Origin of the sequence: Haloarcula montana (assembly GCF_035666295.1) — an archaeon.
Taxonomy (GTDB): domain Archaea; phylum Halobacteriota; class Halobacteria; order Halobacteriales; family Haloarculaceae; genus Haloarcula; species Haloarcula montana.
Map to the genome: position 1 here is coordinate 317,430 of NZ_CP142027.1, position 21,346 is coordinate 338,775.

Annotated in this window: 20 protein-coding genes and 1 tRNA gene; 13 read left to right on the forward strand and 8 right to left on the reverse strand. The window is 65.6% G+C overall.

Annotated features, from left to right (window positions below):
• The first annotated feature begins 38 nt into the window (after positions 1–38).
• Entirely contained in the window at positions 39–1,112 is a 1,074-nt protein-coding gene (locus VJ109_RS01650) for a tubulin/FtsZ family protein (protein ID WP_324758533.1), read from the forward strand.
• On the opposite strand, the gene radB is transcribed toward VJ109_RS01650, so the two are convergent.
• Together radB and VJ109_RS01660 are read right to left on the reverse strand one after the other, a co-directional pair.
• Positions 1,113–1,829: a DNA repair and recombination protein RadB gene (gene radB, locus VJ109_RS01655; protein ID WP_324758535.1), complete on the reverse strand. Its 717-nt coding sequence runs from the start codon at positions 1,827–1,829 to the stop codon at positions 1,113–1,115.
• Positions 1,830–1,871: 42 nt separating this feature from the next.
• Positions 1,872–2,711 (reverse strand): hypothetical protein, encoded by an 840-nt coding sequence (locus VJ109_RS01660; RefSeq protein ID WP_324758537.1) that lies wholly within the window; start codon positions 2,709–2,711, stop codon positions 1,872–1,874.
• 192 nt (positions 2,712–2,903) lie between these two features.
• Here VJ109_RS01660 and VJ109_RS01665 point away from each other — a divergent pair, with 192 nt between their 5' ends.
• Positions 2,904–3,641: a hypothetical protein gene (locus tag VJ109_RS01665; RefSeq protein WP_324760376.1), complete on the forward strand. Its 738-nt coding sequence runs from the start codon at positions 2,904–2,906 to the stop codon at positions 3,639–3,641.
• Here VJ109_RS01665 and larC read toward each other — a convergent pair whose 3' ends face one another.
• Complete coding sequence (gene larC, locus VJ109_RS01670; RefSeq protein WP_324758539.1) at positions 3,642–4,871, reverse strand: nickel pincer cofactor biosynthesis protein LarC; 1,230 nt, start codon at positions 4,869–4,871, stop codon at positions 3,642–3,644. It abuts the gene before it with no gap.
• Positions 4,872–4,903: 32 nt separating this feature from the next.
• The gene (locus tag VJ109_RS01675) at positions 4,904–5,320 is read right to left on the reverse strand and encodes a universal stress protein (RefSeq protein ID WP_324758541.1); all 417 of its coding nucleotides are present in this window, start codon (positions 5,318–5,320) and stop codon (positions 4,904–4,906) included.
• Between the two features lie 129 nt (positions 5,321–5,449).
• Here VJ109_RS01675 and VJ109_RS01680 point away from each other — a divergent pair, with 129 nt between their 5' ends.
• The 3 genes from VJ109_RS01680 (at position 5,450) to VJ109_RS01690 (ending at position 8,928) form a co-directional block, all read left to right on the forward strand.
• Positions 5,450–6,103 carry an L-threonylcarbamoyladenylate synthase gene (locus VJ109_RS01680; protein ID WP_324758543.1) on the forward strand — a complete coding sequence of 218 codons (654 nt, stop codon included), beginning with the start codon at positions 5,450–5,452 and terminating at the stop codon, positions 6,101–6,103.
• 106 nt (positions 6,104–6,209) lie between these two features.
• Positions 6,210–8,438, forward strand: a complete 2,229-nt coding sequence (locus VJ109_RS01685) for a CDC48 family AAA ATPase (RefSeq protein ID WP_324758545.1) — start codon at positions 6,210–6,212, stop codon at positions 8,436–8,438.
• A gap of 103 nt (positions 8,439–8,541) precedes the next feature.
• A complete protein-coding gene (locus VJ109_RS01690) occupies positions 8,542–8,928 on the forward strand; it encodes a hypothetical protein (RefSeq protein WP_324758547.1) in 387 nt (128 codons plus the stop codon).
• A gap of 53 nt (positions 8,929–8,981) precedes the next feature.
• Here VJ109_RS01690 and VJ109_RS01695 read toward each other — a convergent pair whose 3' ends face one another.
• Complete coding sequence (locus VJ109_RS01695) at positions 8,982–10,124, reverse strand: CBS domain-containing protein (RefSeq protein WP_324758549.1); 1,143 nt, start codon at positions 10,122–10,124, stop codon at positions 8,982–8,984.
• A gap of 108 nt (positions 10,125–10,232) precedes the next feature.
• On the opposite strand from VJ109_RS01695, the gene VJ109_RS01700 reads away from it, so the two are divergent.
• Together VJ109_RS01700 and VJ109_RS01705 are read left to right on the forward strand one after the other, a co-directional pair.
• Positions 10,233–10,547 (forward strand): lycopene cyclase domain-containing protein, encoded by a 315-nt coding sequence (locus tag VJ109_RS01700; RefSeq protein WP_276220823.1) that lies wholly within the window; start codon positions 10,233–10,235, stop codon positions 10,545–10,547.
• A gap of 178 nt (positions 10,548–10,725) precedes the next feature.
• Positions 10,726–11,214: an HTH domain-containing protein gene (locus VJ109_RS01705; protein ID WP_324758550.1), complete on the forward strand. Its 489-nt coding sequence runs from the start codon at positions 10,726–10,728 to the stop codon at positions 11,212–11,214.
• Positions 11,215–11,335: 121 nt separating this feature from the next.
• On the opposite strand, the gene VJ109_RS01710 is transcribed toward VJ109_RS01705, so the two are convergent.
• Positions 11,336–11,410, reverse strand: a tRNA-Val gene (locus VJ109_RS01710).
• A gap of 176 nt (positions 11,411–11,586) precedes the next feature.
• On the opposite strand from VJ109_RS01710, the gene trpD reads away from it, so the two are divergent.
• The 4 genes from trpD to trpG are packed head-to-tail and all read left to right on the forward strand — an operon-like array spanning position 11,587 to position 15,462.
• The gene (gene trpD, locus VJ109_RS01715; RefSeq protein WP_324758551.1) at positions 11,587–12,582 is read left to right on the forward strand and encodes an anthranilate phosphoribosyltransferase; all 996 of its coding nucleotides are present in this window, start codon (positions 11,587–11,589) and stop codon (positions 12,580–12,582) included.
• Entirely contained in the window at positions 12,579–13,214 is a 636-nt protein-coding gene (locus VJ109_RS01720; protein WP_324758552.1) for a phosphoribosylanthranilate isomerase, read from the forward strand. The genes trpD and VJ109_RS01720 overlap by 4 nt, the downstream gene beginning before the upstream one ends.
• On the forward strand, positions 13,211–14,827 hold the full coding sequence (gene trpE, locus VJ109_RS01725; RefSeq protein ID WP_324758553.1) for an anthranilate synthase component I: 1,617 nt from the start codon (positions 13,211–13,213) through the stop codon (positions 14,825–14,827). The genes VJ109_RS01720 and trpE overlap by 4 nt, the downstream gene beginning before the upstream one ends.
• A complete protein-coding gene (gene trpG, locus VJ109_RS01730) occupies positions 14,824–15,462 on the forward strand; it encodes an anthranilate synthase component II (RefSeq protein WP_324758554.1) in 639 nt (212 codons plus the stop codon). Before trpE ends, trpG begins: the two co-directional genes overlap by 4 nt.
• 37 nt (positions 15,463–15,499) lie before the next feature.
• On the opposite strand, the gene VJ109_RS01735 is transcribed toward trpG, so the two are convergent.
• Positions 15,500–15,688: a DUF8029 family protein gene (locus VJ109_RS01735; RefSeq protein WP_324758555.1), complete on the reverse strand. Its 189-nt coding sequence runs from the start codon at positions 15,686–15,688 to the stop codon at positions 15,500–15,502.
• A 436-nt stretch (positions 15,689–16,124) separates the two neighbouring features.
• Here VJ109_RS01735 and VJ109_RS01740 point away from each other — a divergent pair, with 436 nt between their 5' ends.
• Positions 16,125–19,271, forward strand: coding sequence for an adenosylcobalamin-dependent ribonucleoside-diphosphate reductase (locus tag VJ109_RS01740; RefSeq protein WP_324758557.1), 3,147 nt, complete (start codon positions 16,125–16,127; stop codon positions 19,269–19,271).
• 326 nt (positions 19,272–19,597) lie between these two features.
• Here the strand turns inward: VJ109_RS01740 and VJ109_RS01745 are convergent, their stop codons facing one another.
• Positions 19,598–21,097, reverse strand: coding sequence for a sulfite oxidase (locus VJ109_RS01745; protein ID WP_324758559.1), 1,500 nt, complete (start codon positions 21,095–21,097; stop codon positions 19,598–19,600).
• Positions 21,098–21,182: 85 nt separating this feature from the next.
• Here VJ109_RS01745 and VJ109_RS01750 point away from each other — a divergent pair, with 85 nt between their 5' ends.
• The gene (locus VJ109_RS01750) at positions 21,183–21,308 is read left to right on the forward strand and encodes an HVO_2523 family zinc finger protein (protein ID WP_324758561.1); all 126 of its coding nucleotides are present in this window, start codon (positions 21,183–21,185) and stop codon (positions 21,306–21,308) included.
• Positions 21,309–21,346: the final 38 nt, after the last annotated feature.

Here is a 21,346-nt window from a genome sequence, read left to right on the forward strand (position 1 = left end):
GGACAACGTTGATTAGTTGGCCTGCCGACTAGTCGCGTATGAAAGTCGCCCTGATAGGCGTCGGCCAGGCTGGCGGGAAACTCAGCCAGGCCCTCGCCGAATTCGACCACCAGATGGGATTCGACGCCGTCTGTGGCGCGCTCGCGGTCAACACTGCGCGTGCCGACCTCCAGAACCTCGACATCGACACGATGTTGATCGGCCAGGACCGCGTGAAAGGCCACGGCGTCGGCGGAGACAACGAACTCGGCGCACAGATCATGCAGGAGAACGCGACCGAGGTCATGGACGACCTCGGCGGTCGCCTGACGACCGAAGCGGAGGCGATCATGATCGTCGCCGGCCTGGGTGGCGGTACTGGTTCCGGCGGCGCACCGATGCTCGCCCGCGAACTCAAACGCATCTACGACATCCCCGTCTACGTCCTCGGCGTCCTCCCCGGCCAGGACGAGGGCGGGCTCTACCAGGCAAACGCCGGCCGCTCCCTGAAGACCGCTGTCCGGGAGGCCGACTCCCTCCTGCTCGTGGACAACGACGCCTGGCGGGCAAGCGGCGACAGCGTCGCCGCCGGCTACGAGCGCATCAACGACGCGATCGCCCAGCGGATCGGCATACTACTGGCGGCCGGCGAGGCCGTCGAAGGCGTCGGCGAGAGCGTCGTCGACTCCTCGGAGATCATCAACACGCTCCGTGGCGGCGGTATCTCCGCACTCGGCTACGCCAGCGCGCCGGCCAGCGAGGAGACGACCGCGAACGTCAACACGATCACGAGCGTCACCCGCTCTGCGCTGCTGACGAGCATGAGTCTGCCCGACGCCGTCGCGGCCGAATCGGCACTGGTAGTGATCGCCGGCGACCCCGACCGACTCACCCGGAAGGGCGTCGAGCGCGCGCGCCGCTGGGTCGAAGACGAGACCGGCAGCATGGAAGTCCGCGGTGGGGACTTCCCGATGGACTCCGAGAAGATCGCGGCGCTGGTGCTCGTCTCCGGTGTCGAGCGCTCCTCCCGCGTCGACGAGTTCATGCAGCGGGCCGACGAGGCGGCCTCGCAGGAGGCAAACACCACCGACATCGAGGAGTACGCCACCGACGACCTGGATAGCCTGATATAACTACCGCAGCGACTCCGGAGTCGCATCGTCGGTTCCGACCAGTCCCGCGTCGGTGATACGGAACTGCGCCGTCTCGCCGGCGGGCTTGGCCCGGTGTTTCTCCAGGGTCGCCCGGCGGTTCCCACCACGGAACCGTTCGAGTCGGACGATCGCACCGGACCAGTGGTTCAGCGTGTGACCGCCAAGCGCCGTCGAGCGGTCGCTGTCGGGGTCGGTAAAGACCTGATTCGTAAACAGTACCGCGAGATCGTGTTTGCGGGCCAGCGAGAGGAGATGGGTGATCTGGCGGGCGACATCCCGGAGTGTCTCCCCGCCGTCCTCGTCGTCCCGGCGGAGCCGGTAGAAGCCCGTCGCGCTGTCGAGGACGATCAGTTCGACCTCGTCGGCGAACTCGGCGGCGTCCTGGACCGCCTCGCTTTGCTCGTCGTAGTCGAGCGCTTCGGAGACGATCAGTCGCCCGGCCAGGTCGTCGACAGTCTGGTCGGTCCCGCTGGTCCGGCCGGTCGCGATCTGTTCCATCCGGTCGGCCGACAACCCCTCGGTGTCGATGTACAGCGCGACGTCGCCGCTCGCGGCGACTTCCAGCGCCGCCGACAGCCCGAGGTTCGTCTTCCCGGCGGCCGACGGACCGTACACCTGCGTGACGGCACCCCGCTCTAACCCCCCGTCCAGTAGCTCGTCGACCGGGTCGCAGCCGGTCGAGACGTGGTCGCTCACGCCCGTCCGTTGGTCGCGTCCCGATAAAAACGCTCGCAACACTCAGTCCCGCCGAGGGAGAAACCGGTCGATGGTTTCGACGATGGCCTCGGGATCGTCCAGTTGGTCGCAGGCGAACCGTGCGTCAAGGTCCCAGCGCCGGTGGAGGACGATCGCCTCGTCGGTACTGCTGTAAGCGTCGAAGCGGTCCCAGGTGGTGACTGTCTTTCCGAACGGAATAGAGCGTCCGATACCGGCGTCGCTGAGCGTGTAGGTATGTGCCTGCGTTCTGTTGAACGGCATCGTCGCGGCCGGGAGCAGGAACTGGCCGACCGACAACAGCCAACTGTTGTGTTCGAACCAGAACACTGCACCCAGGCACACACAGCCGACGATGAACACCGGGAGCATCGCCAGGATCAGTCGGTTGCGTGCTCGGTCGGGCCAACCGGCCGTGAACGACTCGTGCTCGATCGCGCCGGCCAGGAGCGTCTCGGTGTAGCGCGACCGTGCGACGAACACCATCGCCATTCCCGGAACGACCGCGGCCAGCAGCCCGAAGAAAAAGCCCACGAGCGCGAGTACGCCGACCGCGGGCGCTGCCAGGATCGCACTGATCCCGTACCCGCCCGCCAACAGCGGCGGGAGCCAGCGGGCGCGTGAACCGCCCAACGCGACCGCGAGGCCGGTCCGGCGCCACGTCGCGAGCCAGCCGAGGCCGGTGACGACAGCGATCGCCAGGAGCGCGACGACGTAGAGGGCTGCGTCGTCGCCGACACCACCCCAGACTGCGGTCGCCGTAACCACCGGTGTGACGGCCAGCAACGCGACGTACAGACTCAACGAGAAGGCGAACGTGCCGTCGGTGCGACGGTCGGCCCGCTCGGCCGCGATCGTCGACATTTCCGGGAACTGTTCACAGTAGATATAAAAAACGATCGACCGGTTCGGCTGTCGCGAGCCGACACGCCGGGCGAGCCCGCCCCGACGGTCGGAGGCGCCGAGGTCGGCGGTCCCGAACCGACGATCGAGCCCTCGGGGACGGTCGCCCCCGGACGCCGGCACGCGTAAGTGAGTCACCGGACAACTACGGTCGTGATCGTCGTCGCGACCGAGGACTTCGAGGTGTACCACGGTGTCGTCAACGAACTCCGGGACCGTGGAACCGAGTTCACGACCATCGAGCCCGGCGACGAGTGGCCCGAGGACGCCGCAATCGCAGTCATCGCAGCCGGCGAACGCGTCGAACTCCCCGACGGCGTCCCGGTGGTCCAGGCGGACCCCGAGGAGCCACGGCGAGCGGTCGAGGCGGTCATGGCGACGCTCCGCGGGGAAGGCGGGCGGACGGTCGTCGGGATCGACCCCGGCGAGCGGCCCGGCGTCGCCGTCCTCCACGGCGAGACGGTCGTCGCAGCGTTCCAGGTTCCTGCCGCGAAAGCGGCCGAAGTCGTCGCTCGGGAGGTCGAGGATGCCGTCGAACCGGTGGTCCGTATCGGGGACGGCGCGCGGCTCGTGGGCTCGCGGCTGATCGACGACATCGAGGGCGTCCCGATCGAACTCGTCGACGAGACGGGGACCACGCCGTATCTCGGTACCGGTGCCCGCGGGATGGGTGACGTGCTGGCTGCGGTCAACATCGCCCGTCTGGAGGGCGAGGAGATCCAGAGCCGCGACATCGATCCAACGGCGGGCGAACTCCAGCGGATCAAGGACCGCTCACGGAAGGAGAGCGACACGAACCGCGCCATCGGCGACGCGCTCGCCCGACGGGTCGCTGTCGGCGAGTTGACCGTCGAGGAAGCGCTGGCGCGACACCGCGAGGGCGAGTCCTGACTACTCCTCGAAGGCCCGTTCGGCGCGCTCGCTCACTGCCCGGACTGACAGCCCGGTCGCCTCGGCGACTGCGACGGCGTCGTCGAACTCCGCGCTCACGTCGTAGATCGCGCCGTCGCTGTCGCTTGCGACCTTCACGTCGACGGTGTACTCCTCCCCACCGACCTCGACGCTCACAGTGACGATCTCGCGGTCCGCCACCCAGCGGTGGCCGGCGCCGTGTTCGCGGACGCCCAGCGTCCCCGTCTCCTCGGCGAGACGGCGGGCCACCCGCTGGGCATCCTCGGGTTTGCAGACGACTTTCACGAGGTGTCCTGGACGGGATTTCTTCATCGTCGTTGGCAGGATCGAAATGTCCCGTGCACCGGCCGCCGTCAGCGACCGCTGGAGGTCGCCCAGCACTTCCGGGGCCACGTCGTCGACGTTGGTCTCCAGGACGGTGATCTCGTCGCGGCGGAGTCGTCCCCCGTCATCGCCGACGGTCGCCCGGAGGACGTTGGGACGGTCGTCGAGAGCACGTCCGCCCGCACCGTAGCCCGACGATTCCACCCGGAGTGTGGGTAGCGTCGCGACACCGTCTGCGAGGTGCGCGAGGAGAGCGGCACCGGTCGGCGTCAGGAGTTCCGCGTCGACCGGGCCGCCCTGGAGCGACCAGTCGGCCCGCTCGGCGATCTCGACGACCGCCGGCGTCGGAACCGGATAGGTGCCGTGGCTCATCTCGACGGTCCCCCCGCCGGCCGACAGCGGCGTCGTCACGACACGCTGTACGTCGAGATCAGCGAGCAACAGACAGGTCCCGACCACGTCGGCGATGGCGTCGTCGGCGCCGACCTCGTGGAAGTGTGTCTCGGCCAGGTCGGTCCCGTGGACAGCCGCCTCGGCCTCTCCGAGAATCTCGAAGACAGCGAGCGCATCTCCCTCGACAGCCGACGGGAGCCCCATCCCCTGGACGATGTCGACGACCTCCCGATAGCTCCGGTGTGGACCGTGGCCCTCCGCGTGGCTGTGGCCGTGGTCGGTATCGTCGTGGTGGTCGTCCCCGTCGGTCCGGAGGACGTCGACACTGGTCGCGCTGATCCCTCCGCGGTCGACCGTCGAGACAGCGTACTCGACGGACAGCGTGGACTCGACCGTATCGAGTACGGACGGGTCGGCACCGGCCGCGAGCAGAGCGCCCAACAACATGTCGCCGGCGGCTCCCGTCCGGCCGTCGAAAACGAGTGTTCGCATACCCGAACGTGACCCCGGTCGGTAAAAAGCCCTCAGGAACGCCGGACGATATGCACGTCGTAGCTGTCGCCGGCCGCGGCTTCCCCGACCGGGACGACGATGTTGTCGGTGTCGTCGCTGCCCAGGAAGACGACGGTCGCGTCGACGTCACGGGCGACGCGTTTCACCATCTCGGAGAACTCGCTGGCCGACTGGGCGCTCGCGTCCTCGTAGCGCAGTTCGGCGTCGTCAGTCGTCTCCTCGATCTTTCGCTGGAGGTCGTTAGCGGCGTTCTCGACGGCGAAATCCTCGTGAGGATCGACGCGACGACGACGCTCAACGTAGTCCGAGCCGGTCGGGACGAAACTGACCGCGACGACATCGGTGTCCATGGCGGCGCCGTAGGTGACTGCACGGTCGAGTGCTGCCTTTGCGAGCGGCGATCCGTCGAACGGGACTAGAAAGACCATATCCCCGGTATCGGACCCAGCCTTATCAATCACGGCGATGGCGGCAGCCGTCGGTGGCTTTCGACGTGCCCGTGTGTAATCGTGACAACCGACCGCAACGGACATCACCGTCGGTCTCGGACCGGGGGTATGACCGCACCAGTCCTAGAGCCGACAGCGGAAGGCGTCGAGACTGCCGCGGACTGTATCGCGGACGGCGGTGTCGTCGTCGCGCCAAGCGACACGAACATGGCGCTGACCGTCGATCCCGACGACGCCGACGCGATCGAACGTGTCTACGAGATCAAGGACCGACCGACACACAAGCCGTTGACGCTGTTCGTCCGCGATCCGGACGACTGGCGGACGTTCGGCACGCATCCGGACCCCGAAGTCGTCGACGCGCTGACCGAGGCGTTCTGGCCCGGCCCGCTGAATCTCGTCGTCGAGCAGGCCGACAGCGGACAGCACGAGCGGCTCTCGATGGACGGAACGGTTTCGATCGGTTGTCTCTCGAACCCAGTGTGGCGTGACCTGGCGGGGGCCGTCGACGGTCCACTGGCGATGACCTCGGCGAACGAGTCCGGGACCGTCGACGACGACACCCTCATCACGGTCGACCGAGCACTCGACCACGTCGGTGACGCTGTCGACTACGTGTTGGCCGGTGACCCACAGGGGACGACGCGTGCTTCGGCGATCCTCTCGCTGGCAGCGGGCGAGGACGGCGAGGCGACGATGCTTCGGCGGGGCGATATCGACGCCGAAGCGATCGAGAGCGCCACGCCGTTGCGCGTCGACTGACCTGTGGTATCACGCCACATAAAAACTCGTCGCCACGTGATCTGTCCGCCGGTAGCATAAAGCATATCTCCCGGGATACCCGAGTTCTCTCTACCTTCACTCTACTATGAACGAAGTCCAACTGGAAGTGGCGAAAGCGTACCCGAACGACTCGGGGCGCGGGATCGCCCGGCTCGACCCCGATACGCTGTTGCATCTCAAGCTCTCACCCGGTGACATCATCGAGATCGAAGGCAGCGACACGACTGCGGCCAAGGTGTGGCGCGCCGACCGGCAGGACTGGAACACCGACACCGTCCGCATCGATGGCTTCACGCGTCAGAATGCCGATGTGGGCATCGGCGAGCGCGTGACCATCCGGAAGGCCGACGCCGAGAAGGCCGACAAGCTCGTGTTGGCACCGCCCGAGGAAGCGTCGGTCCAGTTCGGCTCCGACGCCGCGGGGATGGTCAAACGCCAGATCCTCAAGCGCCCGGTCGTCGAGCGCGACATCGTCCCGGTGATGTCCTCGACGAACCATCCGTTCATGCGCTCACCGGGCCAGGCCATCCCGCTGATCGCCGTCGAGACTGAGCCCGACGGCGTCTGCCTTATCACCGAGGACACCGAGGTAGAGCTGCGCGAGGAGCCGATCAGCGGCTTCGAGAAGACCGGCGGCGGGATCACGTACGAGGACATCGGCGGCCTCCAGAACGAGATCCAACGGGTGCGAGAGATGGTCGAGCTGCCGATGAAGCACCCCCAGATCTTCAAGAAACTCGGTATCGAGCCACCCCAGGGGGTGCTGTTACACGGCCCGCCCGGGACCGGCAAGACCTTGCTCGCGAAGGCCGTCGCCAACGAAACCTCCGCCAGTTTCTTCTCTATCGCCGGGCCGGAGATCATCTCGAAGTACTACGGAGAGAGCGAACAGCAGTTGCGCGAGATCTTCGAGGACGCGAGCGAAGAATCGCCCTCGATCATCTTCATCGACGAACTGGACTCCATCGCGCCGAAACGCGAGGACGTCACCGGCGAGGTCGAGCGCCGCGTCGTCGCCCAGTTGCTGACGATGATGGACGGCCTCGAATCGCGGGGCCAGGTCATCGTCATCGCCGCGACCAACCGCGTCGACAGCGTCGACCCCGCACTGCGTCGCCCGGGCCGGTTCGACCGCGAGATCGAGATCGGCGTCCCCGACGAGGTCGGCCGCGAGGAGATCCTCCAGATCCACACCCGCGGAATGCCGCTCTCGGATGACGTCAACCTCGCGAAGATGGCGACCGAGACCCACGGCTTCGTCGGCGCCGACATCGAGAGCCTCACGAAGGAGGCCGCGATGAAGGCCCTGCGCCGGTACCTCCCGGAGATCGACTTAGACGAGGAGGACATCCCGCCGAGCCTCATCGACCGGATGATCATCAAACGCGAGGACTTCAAGGGTGCACTAAACGAGGTGAGTCCCAGCGCCATGCGGGAGGTGCTGGTGGAACTCCCCAAGATGTCCTGGGACAGCGTCGGCGGCCTGGAAGACGCCAAACAGGAGGTCCAGGAGGCCGTCGAATGGCCGATGAACTCCCCGGAGAAGTTCGAGCGGATGGGAGTCACGCCACCGTCCGGCGTCCTGCTGTACGGTCCACCCGGTACCGGGAAGACGCTGATGGCGAAAGCCGTCGCCAACGAGACCGACGCCAACTTCATCAGCGTGCGCGGTCCGCAACTGCTCAGCAAGTGGGTCGGGGAAAGCGAGAAGGCGATCCGTCAGACCTTCCGGAAGGCCCGGCAGGTCGCACCGACGGTGATCTTCTTCGACGAACTGGATTCGCTCGCACCCGGCCGCGGTGGGGACATGGGCTCGAACGTCTCCGAGCGGGTGGTCAACCAACTGCTGACCGAACTCGACGGCCTCGAAGAGATGGAAGACGTCATGGTCATCGGCGCGACCAACCGCCCGGACATGATCGACCCGGCGCTGATCCGCTCGGGCCGGTTCGACCGGCTGGTGATGATCGGCGAACCCGACGTCGAGGGCCGCGAACAGATCCTCAAGATCCACACGGACGACACGCCGCTCTCGCCGGACGTGAGCCTGCGTGAGCTGGCCGAGATCAGCGACGGGTTCGTCGGTTCGGACCTCGAATCGATCGCCCGCGAGGCCGCCATCGAAGCCCTGCGCGAGGCCGACGACGCCGAGGAGGTCGAGATGCGTCACTTCCGGCAGGCGATGGACAACGTCCGACCGACCGTCACCGACGAGATCCGTGAGTACTACGAGCAGATGCAGGAGGACTTCAAGGGCGGCGGTTCCAGTCCCCAGCAGCGCCAGGGCGGCAGCGGCCGTATCGGCTTCCAGTAGCGCCGTTTCGAGCATTGGCGACTGTCCGCTTCGTTTCCCCGATCTGCGAGATGCCTACACTGTTAGGTTGTATTAGTATTACCGTGTACGGCCACCACCAGGTATGTCCAGCACGATTCCGGACCCGGAGCAGTACGAATGGACCTTTGAACAGCGTGGCAGCGTCGGTATCTGGTTCATGGAGGGATGGCGTGGCTTCGCCGACGAAGACCTGGAAGCGGCCAGTGAACACTACAGAGAGCGGGGCAAACGCACCGACATCGACGCGACACTGGCTGTCTTCGGTGACGGGACCAACCTCGCCAGGGAGACCCAGGAGTACATGGGCGAGGAGTGGTCGACCAACGGCGAGTACACGGATGTCGACAAGATCGGCTTCGTCTCGGACGGGACGACTGCGATGGCAGTGAAATCTCAGGTCGCGGTCCCGAATACGGAGATCGAGAGCTTCAAAGACCTCGACGCGGCCGTCGAGTGGGCACGGAACTGAGAACGGGAGTTCGAGCCCACAACGAGTGTGGGGCCGCGTTTGCGCTCGGTGAGCTACAGTTCGCCGAGCTTCCGAAGGAGCTGTCCGCGGTATTCCTCGTCAGCTTGAACGCCTTTCAGTTCGAGGACGTTCCGTTCGAGCTTGTCGAGCGCGACGTTGAACGCCGTCTCGGCGCCGTACCCCTCGCCGGAGCCGGCGGCCTGGCCCTTGTTGGTCCGGAGGCGGATCTGACACTGGATGAGCGGGGTGCCCCGGAGTTTCTCCTTGTGCTCGTGGAGACGGACGTGGGCGTGTTGGACCTGCATCGCCTGATACTTGTCCGCGACCTTCTCGATGGACTGTCGGATGTCCTCGCGGCTGATCGTGTTCAGGAGCTTGATGTTGGTGATCTGGACGTCCATGTGGTCCTCTTCGGTGTAGGTCAGCGCCCGGAGGACATCGGTCTTAGTGACGATGCCTGCGACCTTGCTGTCGTCGTCGGCGGGGGTGACCACGAGGCCCGCGTAGTCGTGTTCCAGCATCCGGGCGACGGCGTCCCGAACGGACTCGTCGAGGTCGGCGGTCGCGACCGGGCTGGACATCACGTCGTAGACCGGCAGATCGAGAATGCGTTCGATCTCTCCCGAGCGGTCGCCTCTGGTCGCCTTGTTCATATCGCGGACGACGACATCGACGATATCGTGTCGGGTCGCCATCCCCGTCAACTGATCGTCCTCGTCGAGGACGGGGAGCCGGGAGATACCGTTCTTCCGGAGGAGGTTGACGACCTGCCCGACGTTGGTATCTTCCGAGACCGTGACGACGTCTTTCGTGTAGATCTGCTCGACGGTCAGCGCGTCAAGGTTTTCGAGGACCGCTTCGAGGATCGCGTCTTCGGTGACAATCCCCCACAGGGAGTCCCCTTCGAAGACCGGTGCGAGTTTGGTCCCGCCTTCGACGAGCACTCGGGCGACCTTCCGCACGTCGTCGGTCCGCTTGACCTTGGGCGCGGAGCTCGTCATCGCCCCCGCTTTCGCGTTGTCCTCGACGTGGGACTGGACCAACTGTTTCTGCGTGATGACGCCAGCGTACTCACCGTTCTCGGTGACGATGATGCCCTTGGGATTCTCCCGCTCGAAGATCGACCGGACCTTCCCGAGGCGCTTGTTGGCGTCGACCTCGACAAACTCTCTGGTGGCGATGTCAGCAATGTCCATCGTGCTTCACACCGCGGAAGTTCGACGTGTAGGGTTATCAAGCTTGGTTTGGTTCCCGGCAAGGGAAACCTCGGACAGGTTTTAGAACCCGTGCTACGTCCATCGGATATGCTTCCCGACATCGGCGTTTTCGGCCCCTACACGTACCTCGTCACCGAGTTCCTCTGGGGGACAGTCGCGCTGGTGTTGTTGTACCGGGCAGATGCGCTCAGGATGGCGGCCCGGACCATCGTCGCCCTCTACCCGATCGCCTACGTCTGGGACTGGTATACGCTCACAGTCGGGGTCTTCGCGATCCGCCTGCGGACGGGCGTGGATCTCCTTGGCATTCCGATCGAGGAACACATCTTCATCGTGGTCGTTCCGGCGCTGGTCGTCGGCCTGCACGAGACGCTTCACCGTCGAGACAGTCACGAAATATAATGTTCCCGACACCGGAATTTCCGCTGGAAGGTCAGCCGGATCGTACCAACAACGATGGTAACCCGATCCACGAAACCACCCGAAATCGCCGGCTCAAAGGAATATATACAGTTCCGTGCTGTGTATACAGTACCCACGGTATCTATTTGTAGCTCCGTCTGTATGATTCGTAACAGACATGACCGAGAACACCCTGCCCCACGTCGAACTGTTCGTCCGATCGATGCTCCCTGACGGTGCAAACGAGCGCCAGGAAGCCGTCCTCGATCGCCTCGAACGCCTCGATCGTGAGGACGAGATCGCGGACTACAACGTCGTCGTCTGGGGCAAACAGATCGCTCCGGAGTCGGCCGCCGCACGCACGGCGGAAGGGAAGTACATCCTGAACCGGGTCGCGGAGTTCAAACAGTGGGCGCTCTCGAACAACGTCTCGCTCGAATCGTTCTACCAGACTGCCGACGTTGAGTCCGAGGTCACCGACGATGCCTACACCGCGATGATCCTCCCAGTCATGGGGCTGGCCGAGTACCGCGAGGCCGAACTCTCACACGTCGCACCCTGCACCGAGGGTGATGTCGTCCACACGATCATGGACCGACTCGACGCCATCGAGGACGGCCGCGAGAGCGATATCAGCCGCGATGGCGCCGACGTGAGCATCGTCTGAAACCGTAGCCGACCACACAGTAGACGCACAGGTTCTCAGCGGTCGCAATACTCGGAAGGACAAGTTCGGCTCGACCACACAGACGGTTCTGCCGTCCGTGAGTTGTCCGCGACAGAAAGTATGGGTTCGGGCGGATTTGAACCGCCGGCCTCCTCCATGTCAAGGAGGTGTCATAACCGACCTAGACCACGAACCCTCGCTGCCTCGTACACCTCCTTCTTGCCGGGGGGTATAATTGAAGGTTTCGGATTCGGTATCCGCACGTCGTCTGTTGATTCGACCCACACGGGACCGGAATCGGCCCGGCCCGACAACGTTAAGTCAGTGTACGGATTTGTACATCACAACACGAAATAGTTCATTGGTGATTCCATGCAGGAGTACATCGAACGCGTCACAGACGGTGAGGACCTGACACAGGACGAGGCTCGCGAGGTCGCGGGGCTGGTCTTCGAGGAAGCGACGGACGCCCAGATCGGTGCGCTGCTGACGGCGCTCCGGGCGAAAGGCGAGACGGAGGCCGAGATCGCCGGCTTCGCCCAGGGGATGCGTGACGCCGCACGCACCATCGAGCCACAGCGGGAGACGCTCGTCGATACCTGCGGGACCGGTGGGGACGACTACGACACGATCAACGTCTCGACGACGAGCGCCATCGTCGCGGCGGGAGCCGGTGTCCCCATCGCCAAACACGGGAACTACTCGGTCTCCTCCTCTTCGGGAAGCGCCGACGTACTGGAGGTCGCGGGCGTCGACGTCGAGGCCGAACCGCCGGCCGTCGAGGACGCCATCGAGGCGCAGGGGATCGGGTTCATGCTCGCGCCGGTGTTCCACCCGGCGATGAAAGCCGTCATCGGCCCGCGCAAGGAACTGGGGATGCGGACCGTCTTCAACATTCTCGGCCCGCTGACGAACCCTGCCGGGGCGGACGCGCAGGTCCTGGGCGTCTACGACCCCGGTCTCGTCCCGATCGTCGCGGAGGCGCTCGCGCGGATGGAGGTCGAACGAGCCCTGGTCGTCCACGGCGACGGCCTGGACGAGATCGGAATTCACGGCGAGACGACGGTCGCGGAGGTCACCGGCGACCGGATCGAGGAGTACACGATGGTGCCGGAGGACATCGGGCTGGAGACCGCCGACATCGAGGCCGTCTCGGGCGGCACACCCGAGGAGAACGCCGAGGACCTCCGGGGGATCGTCGAGGGGACCGTCGACGGGCCGAAACGGGACATCATCCTCGCGAACGCGGGCGCTGCCATCTACGTCGCCGGCGTCGCCGACAGCCACACCGAGGGCGTCGAACTGGCCCGACAGGCCATCGAGTCGGGCGACGCGGCGGCCAAGTTGGAGGACCTGGTCGGGGTATGACGCGGGTCAAGATCTGTGGCGTGACCTCGGCCGAAGACCGCAAGGCCGTCGTCGCGGCCGGGGCCGACGCCGTCGGCGTCATCCACGGCGTCCCAGTCGAGACGCCCCGCGAGGTCGACGAGAACACCGCCGAGCGTCTCGTCGGGGGCGTCCCGCCGTTCGTGACGAGCGTGCTCGTGACGATGCCGGCGACGGTCCAGGAGGCTGTCCGCCGTGTCGAGGCGGTCGAACCCGACGCCGTCCAGGTCCACGAGGGACTCTCCCCGACGGAACTGGGGGCACTGCGGCGCCGGATCGCACAGCAGGTCGTCGCCGTCGTCGACGCGGCGGCCGACGACCTCGGGGCCTACGCAGCACAGGCCGACGCGCTGCTGGTCGACTCCGTCGACGAGTCGGGCGCGGGCGGAACCGGAGAGACGCACGACTGGGAGCGGACCCGGGACCTGGTCGCCTCCCTGGACGTGCCGGTCGTGCTGGCCGGCGGACTGACCCCCGAGAACGTCGCCGAGGCCGTCGGGACGGTCCGCCCGTTCGCCGTCGACGTCGCAAGCGGCGTCGAAGCGCGTGGCGGCGTGAAAGACCACGACGCAGTATCGCGATTCCTCGCCAACGCCGCGGGGGGAGCCGCGTGACGCTGGACCGCTCGCGCGAGCAGTTCGTCGCCGACGCGGAGGCCGACCGGCCGGTGGTGGTCCGCGCCGCCGCGGAACTAGATGTCGACGTGGACCCGCTGACCGCCTACGCGGCGCTGACCGGCCGGACGACCGACGTCGACGCCGGCGACTACACGTTCCTGCTTGAGAGCGCCGAAAAGGTCGCTTCCAGCGATCCGGACGGCGCCTTCGCCCCGGAGACCGACGACCGCCACGCGCGGTTCTCGTTCGTCGGGTACGACCCCCGTGCCGTCGTCACGGTCACCGGCGACGACAGTGAGGTCGAGGTCTTCGACGACCGGTACGCCGGCCTCGTGACGACCGACGGCGGCGACGTGGTCGACGACCTCCGGGCGGCGATGCCCGACGTCGAACTGCGTGGGTTCCCGGAGATGGACCGCCAACACCTCGACGGCGGACTCGTCGGCTTTCTGGCCTACGACGCGGTCTACGACCTCTGGCTCGACGAGGTCGGGCTAGACCGGCCCGACTCCCGCTTTCCGGACGCCCAGTTCGTCCTGACGACGGCGACGGTCCGGTTCGACCACGTCGAGGACAGCGTCGAACTGGTGTTCACGCCTGTCGTCCGCGAGGACGAGGACGCGGGCGCTCGCTACGACGAACTCGCCGCCGAAGCCGACCGCGTCGAGTCGGTACTCTCGGATCTGGAGCCGCTGGTTACCGGCGGATTCACCCAGGTCGACGAGGTCGCGGGTCCACAGGACGAGTACGAGGACGCCGTCGAACGAGCCAAGGAGTACGTTCTCTCGGGCGACATCTACCAGGGAGTCATCTCCCGGACCCGCGAACTGTACGGTGACGTCGACCCGCTGGGACTGTACGAATCGCTGCGCTCGGTCAACCCGTCACCGTACATGTATCTCCTCGGGTACGACGACCACTCGATCGTCGGAGCCAGTCCGGAGACGCTGGTCTCCGTGGCCGGCGACCGCGTCGTCTCGAACCCCATCGCGGGCACTTGCCCGCGAGGGAACTCACCGGTCGAGGATCGCCGCCTCGCCGGCGAGATGCTGGCCGACGACAAGGAACGGGCCGAACACACGATGCTCGTCGATCTGGCGCGCAACGACGTTCGCCGGGTTTCTGAGCCCGGCTCCGTTCGGGTCGACGAGTTCATGAACGTCCTCAAGTACAGCCACGTCCAGCACATCGAGTCGACGGTGACCGGCACGCTCGACGACGAGGCCGACGCCTTCGACGCCGCGCGGGCGACGTTCCCCGCCGGAACGCTCTCGGGCGCGCCCAAGATCCGCGCCATGGAGATCATCGACGAACTGGAACCGTCGCCTCGCGGTCCCTACGGCGGCGGCGTGGGCTACTTCGACTGGGGCGGGGACACCGACTTCGCGATCGTCATCCGCTCGGCGACCGTCGAGACGGGCGCGCCGCTGCCCGCCGGCGAGGGGACCGCCGACCGCGTCACCGTCCAAGCGGGGGCCGGCATCGTCGCCGACTCGGACCCCGCCAGCGAGTACGAGGAGACCGAACAGAAGATGGACGGCGTGTTGGTCGCGCTAGAGGAGATCAGGACCGGCGAGCGAGCCGAGATAGCTCCGGAGGGCGAGCGATGAGTTCCGCCCGACCAGCCGGCGAGGACGCCGTCCCCGAGAACATGCGCGTGCTGTTCGTCGACAACTTCGACTCCTTTACGTACAACCTCGTCGAGTACGTCTCCGAACACGCCGAGACCGAGGTCGTCCGCAACACGGCCTCGCTGGCTGATATCGAGGCGTTCGACCCGGACGCCATCGTCCTCTCACCGGGACCGGGCCACCCGAAGAACGACCGCGACGTGGGCGTGACGCTTCCCGTCCTCCGGGAGGTCAGCCCCGACGTGCCGACACTGGGAGTCTGTCTCGGGTTAGAATCGGCGGTGTACGCCTACGGCGGGAGCGTCGGTCGCGCTCCCGCCCCCATCCACGGGAAGGCCTCGCCGATCGACCACGACGGCGAGGGCGTCTTCCGGGGCCTCGAACAGGGGTTCCAGGGTGGGCGCTATCACTCGCTGATCGCCGAGTCGGTCCCCGAGGCGTTCACCGTCTCGGCGACCACGACCGAGGCGACCGCCGACGGCGAAACCGAACTCGTGATGGGTGTTCGCCACCGCGAGTACCCGATCGAGGCGGTCCAGTTCCACCCGGAGTCGGTCCTAACTGCCGTGGGCCACGACGTCATCCGGAACTTCCTGCGCTCGGCCGACGACTGAACGCGGACCGAACTCCCGGTCGCCCGAAAACCACCTCTCAGAAGAACTGGAACCCCAAAACACCCAAGATCCAGACGGTCGCGACGACGATGATGGCGATGACGACGAGTCGCCAGGCGACTTTCATCACGACTCGGCCGACGAGCAACACCAGCGCGATAGCGACGAGGCCGGCCAGCAGCGCCGGGAGGCCGGGAAGACTCCCGAGTTGTAGGACGGAGAGCATACTAGTACGAGACCGTTCTGGCACAAATACTTCGTGGCTGTTCCGGTACGATTGCTCACTGCTCCTCGGTAGTTTCGAGACGGAGTGACCGCTATCTCCAGTCGAAACCCCCGTTCGTTTCCACTGGATGTTCCAGTTCCGTCTCGTGGTTGGGGGAGATCCGGTTTCACTTTCACCGCGGTCTGATCAGTATTAAGAAGCGACCGCCGTTGCTAGTGGTCGTACACGACGGCGAGACGAGCCGCGCTGTTGCATTGCCCGACGACCACCGTAGTCACGACTTTCGTACAGCTACGGAATCCGACAGAATCCGCAGACAGAAGCGTTATACGACATCCATGAGTACAGATGTGCCGCCAGAAATGACAGGAATTGGGTCAGCCGTAGATCGGGGTATCGACCGACAGACGACCGCTGTCGGGGAGACGATGGACAGATGAGCGACGCGGAACTCTCCGCCGACGAGATCTCGCTGCCGATCAAGCGCACCGAGGGAGAGACACTCGCCGATCGGCTCACTGACAACGCGTATCACAACATCCTGCCGGCCCGGTATCTCCGGAAGGACGCCGACGGCGACCTCGTCGAACAACAGGAGGACCTCTTCGAACGGGTCGCGAAGAACATCGCGCTGGCCGAGGCGGTGTTCGAGGCCCGTAAGCAGGACACCGAGGTGACGGTGACGCCGGACCAGCTCAAACCCGACCATCCTCGGCGCGACGAACTCGCCGACGAGGTCTTCGGGAAGGGGACCAGCGTCGACGACGACGTCGAGACGACGCTCTCGGAGTACAACGTCAACAAGTTCGCCTACGACACTGTCGTTCCGGAACTTCCCGACGACGTTCGCGAGCACGTCGAGGAGACGGCAACGGAGTTCAAGGAGTCGATGGAGCGACTCTCCTTTATGCCGAACTCGCCGACACTGATGAACGCCGGCGACGAACTGCAGCAGCTTTCGGCCTGTTTCGTCGACTCGCCTGAAGACGACATCGACGACATCCACCAGACGGCAAAGGAGGCCGCACAGGTCTTCCAGTCCGGGGGCGGCATGGGCTATGCCTTCTGGCGCCTGCGCCCCTACGGCGACCAGGTCGGTTCGACCGGTGGGATCGCGTCGGGACCGATCACGTTCATGCGGACCTACGACCAGATGTGCGAGACGATCGCCCAGGGCGGCGCTCGACGGGGCGCCCAGATGGGCGTCATGCGCGTCTCCCATCCCGACGTCATCCAGTTCATCCACGCCAAAAACAAGGACGTCTCGCTCGCACACACGCTGCGGCTCAACGACCCCGACGACTTCACGCACAACTCTTTTGCCGACGCCTTAGAGGAAGCCCGCGATCTCATCGGCGAGGACGGAAAGGTTCCGAAACACCTCCGAAACGCCGTCGAAGGCCATCTCTCGAATTTCAACATCTCCGTGGGGATCACCGACGCCTTCATGGACGCGCTGAAGCACGGCGAGGAGTTCACGTTCACCAACCCGCGGACCGACGAACCCCACATCGCCACCGAGCAGACCGAGGAGCTCTACGAGACGTTCGGCCTCGGCGAGTACGTCGAGGCCGGCGAAGTGCTCTCGGTGCCCGCAGAGAAGCTCTGGGAACGGATCGTCGAGGGCGCTCACGAGAACGGCGAACCTGGCGTCATCTACCTCGAACGGGTCAACAAACAGCACAGCTTCGACGTCGAGGAACACCCAGATCACCGGATTCTCGCGACCAACCCCTGTGGCGAGCAGCCGCTCGAAGAGTACGAGGCCTGTAACCTCGGCCACATCAACCTCTCGACGCTGGCCGCCGAGGACGCCCCGGACTGGCGCGTCTGGGAGGCCGCCCACGCCGACGAGTACGACACCGAAGCCGAGGCCGTCGGGGCCTTCCTGGAGGAAGCGATCGACTGGGACGAGTTCGACCGCCGCATCGAGATGGGCACCCGGTTCCTGGAGAACGTCGTCACCATGTCGGATTTCCCGGTCGACGAAATCGAGCAGAAGGTCCGGGAGATGCGCAAGATCGGGCTGGGTATCATGGGCCTGGCACAGCTGTACATCCAGCTGGGAATGAAATACGGCTCCGAGACCTCGAACGAGGTCGCCAGCCAGCTGATGGGCCACATCAACCACGGCTCGAAGGCCGCGTCACACGAACTCGCACAGGAGCGCGGGACCTTCGAGGAGTGGGACAACTCCAAGTACGCCGACCCGACGGAGTACCGCGAGTGGTTCGAGCACCAGACCGGCGAGGACGCCGACGACTGGGCCGACGGCTACCCGATCCGCAACCACAACACGACGACGATCGCCCCGACCGGGACGACCTCGATGATCGGCAACACGACCGGTGGCTGTGAGCCGATCTACAACGTCGCCTACTACAAGAACGTCTCCGGCGACGTCCAGGGCGACGAGATGCTCGTCGAGTTCGACGACTACTTCCTCCGGGCGCTGGAGGAGAACGATCTCGATGTCGAGGCCGTCAAACAGGAGGCCCAAGAACAGATGGCCAACAACGAGTTCGACGGTATCGACGGCCTCACCACCGTTCCGGACGCTATCGGCGAACTGTTCGTCACGACCGGTGCCCTCCCGGCAAAGAGTCACGCCGGGATCCAGGTCGCCTGCCAGCAGGGCGTCGACTCGGCCATCTCGAAGACGGTCAACGCCCCCAACGAGTCCACTGTCGCGGACGCCGCCGAAGTGTTCGAGTACATCTACGACCACGGCGGCAAGGGCGTCACCTACTATCGCGACGGCACCCGCAGCAAGCAGGTGCTGACGACGCGAGCCCAGAACACCGAGTTCGCCGACATGGACGCCGAGGAGATCGTCGCACAGATCGAGGAGGTCTTCGGCGGTATCGAAGGATTCCTCGACAACGAGGCCGTCCAGGCTGCCATCGACGACTCCGTCGAGTCACTGTTGGACGCTGCCGACGGCGAGCAGCCGGAGTTCGCCGAGAAGCGCTCGCGACCGGACGTCCTCCACGGCGTCACCCAGCGTATCGACACCGGCTACGGGAAACTCTACGTCAACATCAACGAAGACCCCGAGGCCGAGCGACCGTTCGAACTGTTCGCCAACATCGGCAACTCCGGCGGCTTCACCGCCTCCTTCACCGAAGCGCTGGCCAAGACCATCTCGACTGCATTGCGTTCGGGTGTCGACCCCCACGAGATCGCCGACGAACTCCAGGGAATCCGGTCGCCGAAGGTCGCCTGGGACAAGGGCGAGCAGATCCAGTCGATCCCGGACGCCATCGGGACCGCACTCCGGCGGTACCTCGACGGCGAGGTCGACAAGGCCTATCCACAGCAGGCCACACTCGAAGAGACAGCCGAAGACGAGATCGACGGAGAACAGGCACCCGTCGATAGCGCTACGCAGACCGACGGTGGACCGGGTGCGACGGCCGCACAGCCAGACACCGATGCCGGGACGGACGCTAGCGCCTCGGCCGATCAGCAGGAGATCATCGACGCCGGCGAGAGCCCGGAATGTCCGGAATGTAGTTCGCTGTCGCTGTATTACTCGGAAGGCTGCAAGACCTGCGAGTCCTGTGGCTGGTCCGAGTGTTGAACTGGGAACGGAACTGAGACGCTGGAGCGTGTGACAGACGGAGCCGTCTTCGATTCCACCGCCCGCACCGGTTTCTACCGCGGAACATCGACCCAGCCGCTGATCCAGGCTTCGTCCTCGGACGGGGCGTACGCGACCCTGATACCACCGAATTCCGTCACCTCGACCGATCGGTCCGGCAGTGAAGCGGTGTCTCGCCAGCTCCGGCTGGTCACCAGGACCGCCTCCGATATCGGCTGCAGAAACAACACATGACAGCCGTCAGTCGGTCCCGGACTGTCCTCGTTATCGTGTCGGTACCACGGGGTAGGGACTTCCTACGCCGATCAAGCGAACTGTCGGGAAACCCAGCCGCTCGGGCCACTCGGGTACGTTCCGGTCTCCTCGCGTGGCTGGACCGTGCCGTCCTGATCGATCATCCGGACGACGACGGTGTGGCCGCCCGAAGGCGGTTCGTAGGTGTAGGACCACTGTCGCCAGACATCGTTATCGGGTAGCGGCTCGGACAGTGTCGCCGTCGTCCACGTGTCGCCGCCGTCGGTCGAAACCTCGACCGCCGAGACCCCGCGGGTCCCGGCGTAGGCGTGTCCGCCTACCTCCCGCTCGCCGCTGTCGAGCAGTTCGGTGTGATGCAGTTTGGCGACAGCTTTGACCGGGCCGGTGCCGTGCCAGCCGCGTTTCTCCCAGTAACCCTGCGCTTCCTGTTCGAGCACCTCGATCTCGGTGACCCACTTGACGTTGATCTCCCCCCAGTGGCCCGGGACGAGTAGCCGGACGGGATAGCCGTGGCTCCGGGGGAGGAGCTTCCCGTTCATCCCGTAGACGAGCAGTCCGTCCCGGAGCGCGTCGATCGGGAACTCCTCGAAGTAATCGTCGGCCGCTCGAACCATCACACACTCACAGCCGCTCTGGACGCCGGCTTCCTCGAGGAACTGCTCGACCGGGACCCCCGTCCACAGTGCGTTGTCCATCTTCTTGCCGTTGAGCGACTCACCGACACAGCGCAGCGTCGAGAACTGGTTGCGGGCCTCCATCGTCCGGAGCTGTTCGTAGTCGAGAGAGAGTTCCTCCTCGACGGTGCCGGTGACCGACAATGACCAGTCGGCGGCGTCGACCGAGGGATCGATCGAGTTGATGTCGACCTCGAAGAACTGGTCGCTGACCAGTGGTTCCAGCCCGGCGACGTCCAGCCCGTTCGCCTCGGCCCTGTCGAGTTTTTCCTGGGCGTCCTGATGGTCAGCCCCGGGAGCCTGGAGCGGGGGGGCGTCGTCGGCAGTGACGGTCGGTGACCGGCCGCGCCCGACCGTGACCCCGACGGCAGAGGCGCCCAGCGCCACCCCGACGGTCCCCAGCGCTCGCCGTCGCTTCGCCGAGATGGGGGCTGTCACACTGCCGGCAGCGTCGAGCGCCTGCGCGAGGACGACTACGCCGGCGGCCGGGAGCGCCGCGCCCGCCGACAGGACGACCTCGTCGGTCAGGATCACGGCACCGACCCAGACGACGATCGCCGTTCCGAGCGCGGGGACGGCCCGGTTGTTCGCCGCGTCGCCGAATATCAGCGCCGCTCGGGCCGCCAGAGCAACGAACAGCACGGTCAGCCCGACTGCGAGCAGGAAGTTGAGCTGTTGTCCCAGGCTCCCCAGCGTCGTGATCGCAAACGAGACGATCGCCCCCGGCATCGTCCGGGCGAGGGCTCGCTCGACCGGCGACACGAGAAACGCCGGTGAAACACCCGTCAGCGCGTACGATCCTGCGACGCCTGTGACGCCTGCAGCTCCGCTGACGAGTACCCGCCCCCAGCGAGTATCCAGTAGATCGTCGGTCATACCTGCTCTCAGGAGTCGCCGGCAAAAGGTGTTGTTCCAATTTCGTTCCCAAAGAGCAATAGTGGTTCCGCGCCTGAGAGTGGATATGAGCGAGGAGGCCGGCGGACGGCCCTGTCCGCGATGTAGCCGGCAGTTGTACCATCGCCACTGCAAGTACGTCTGTCCGGATCACGGTGTCGTTTATGACTGTGCCGATACGTTCTACGATTGATGGACGCGTCTCGCCTGCTGGGCGGATTTATAATGATG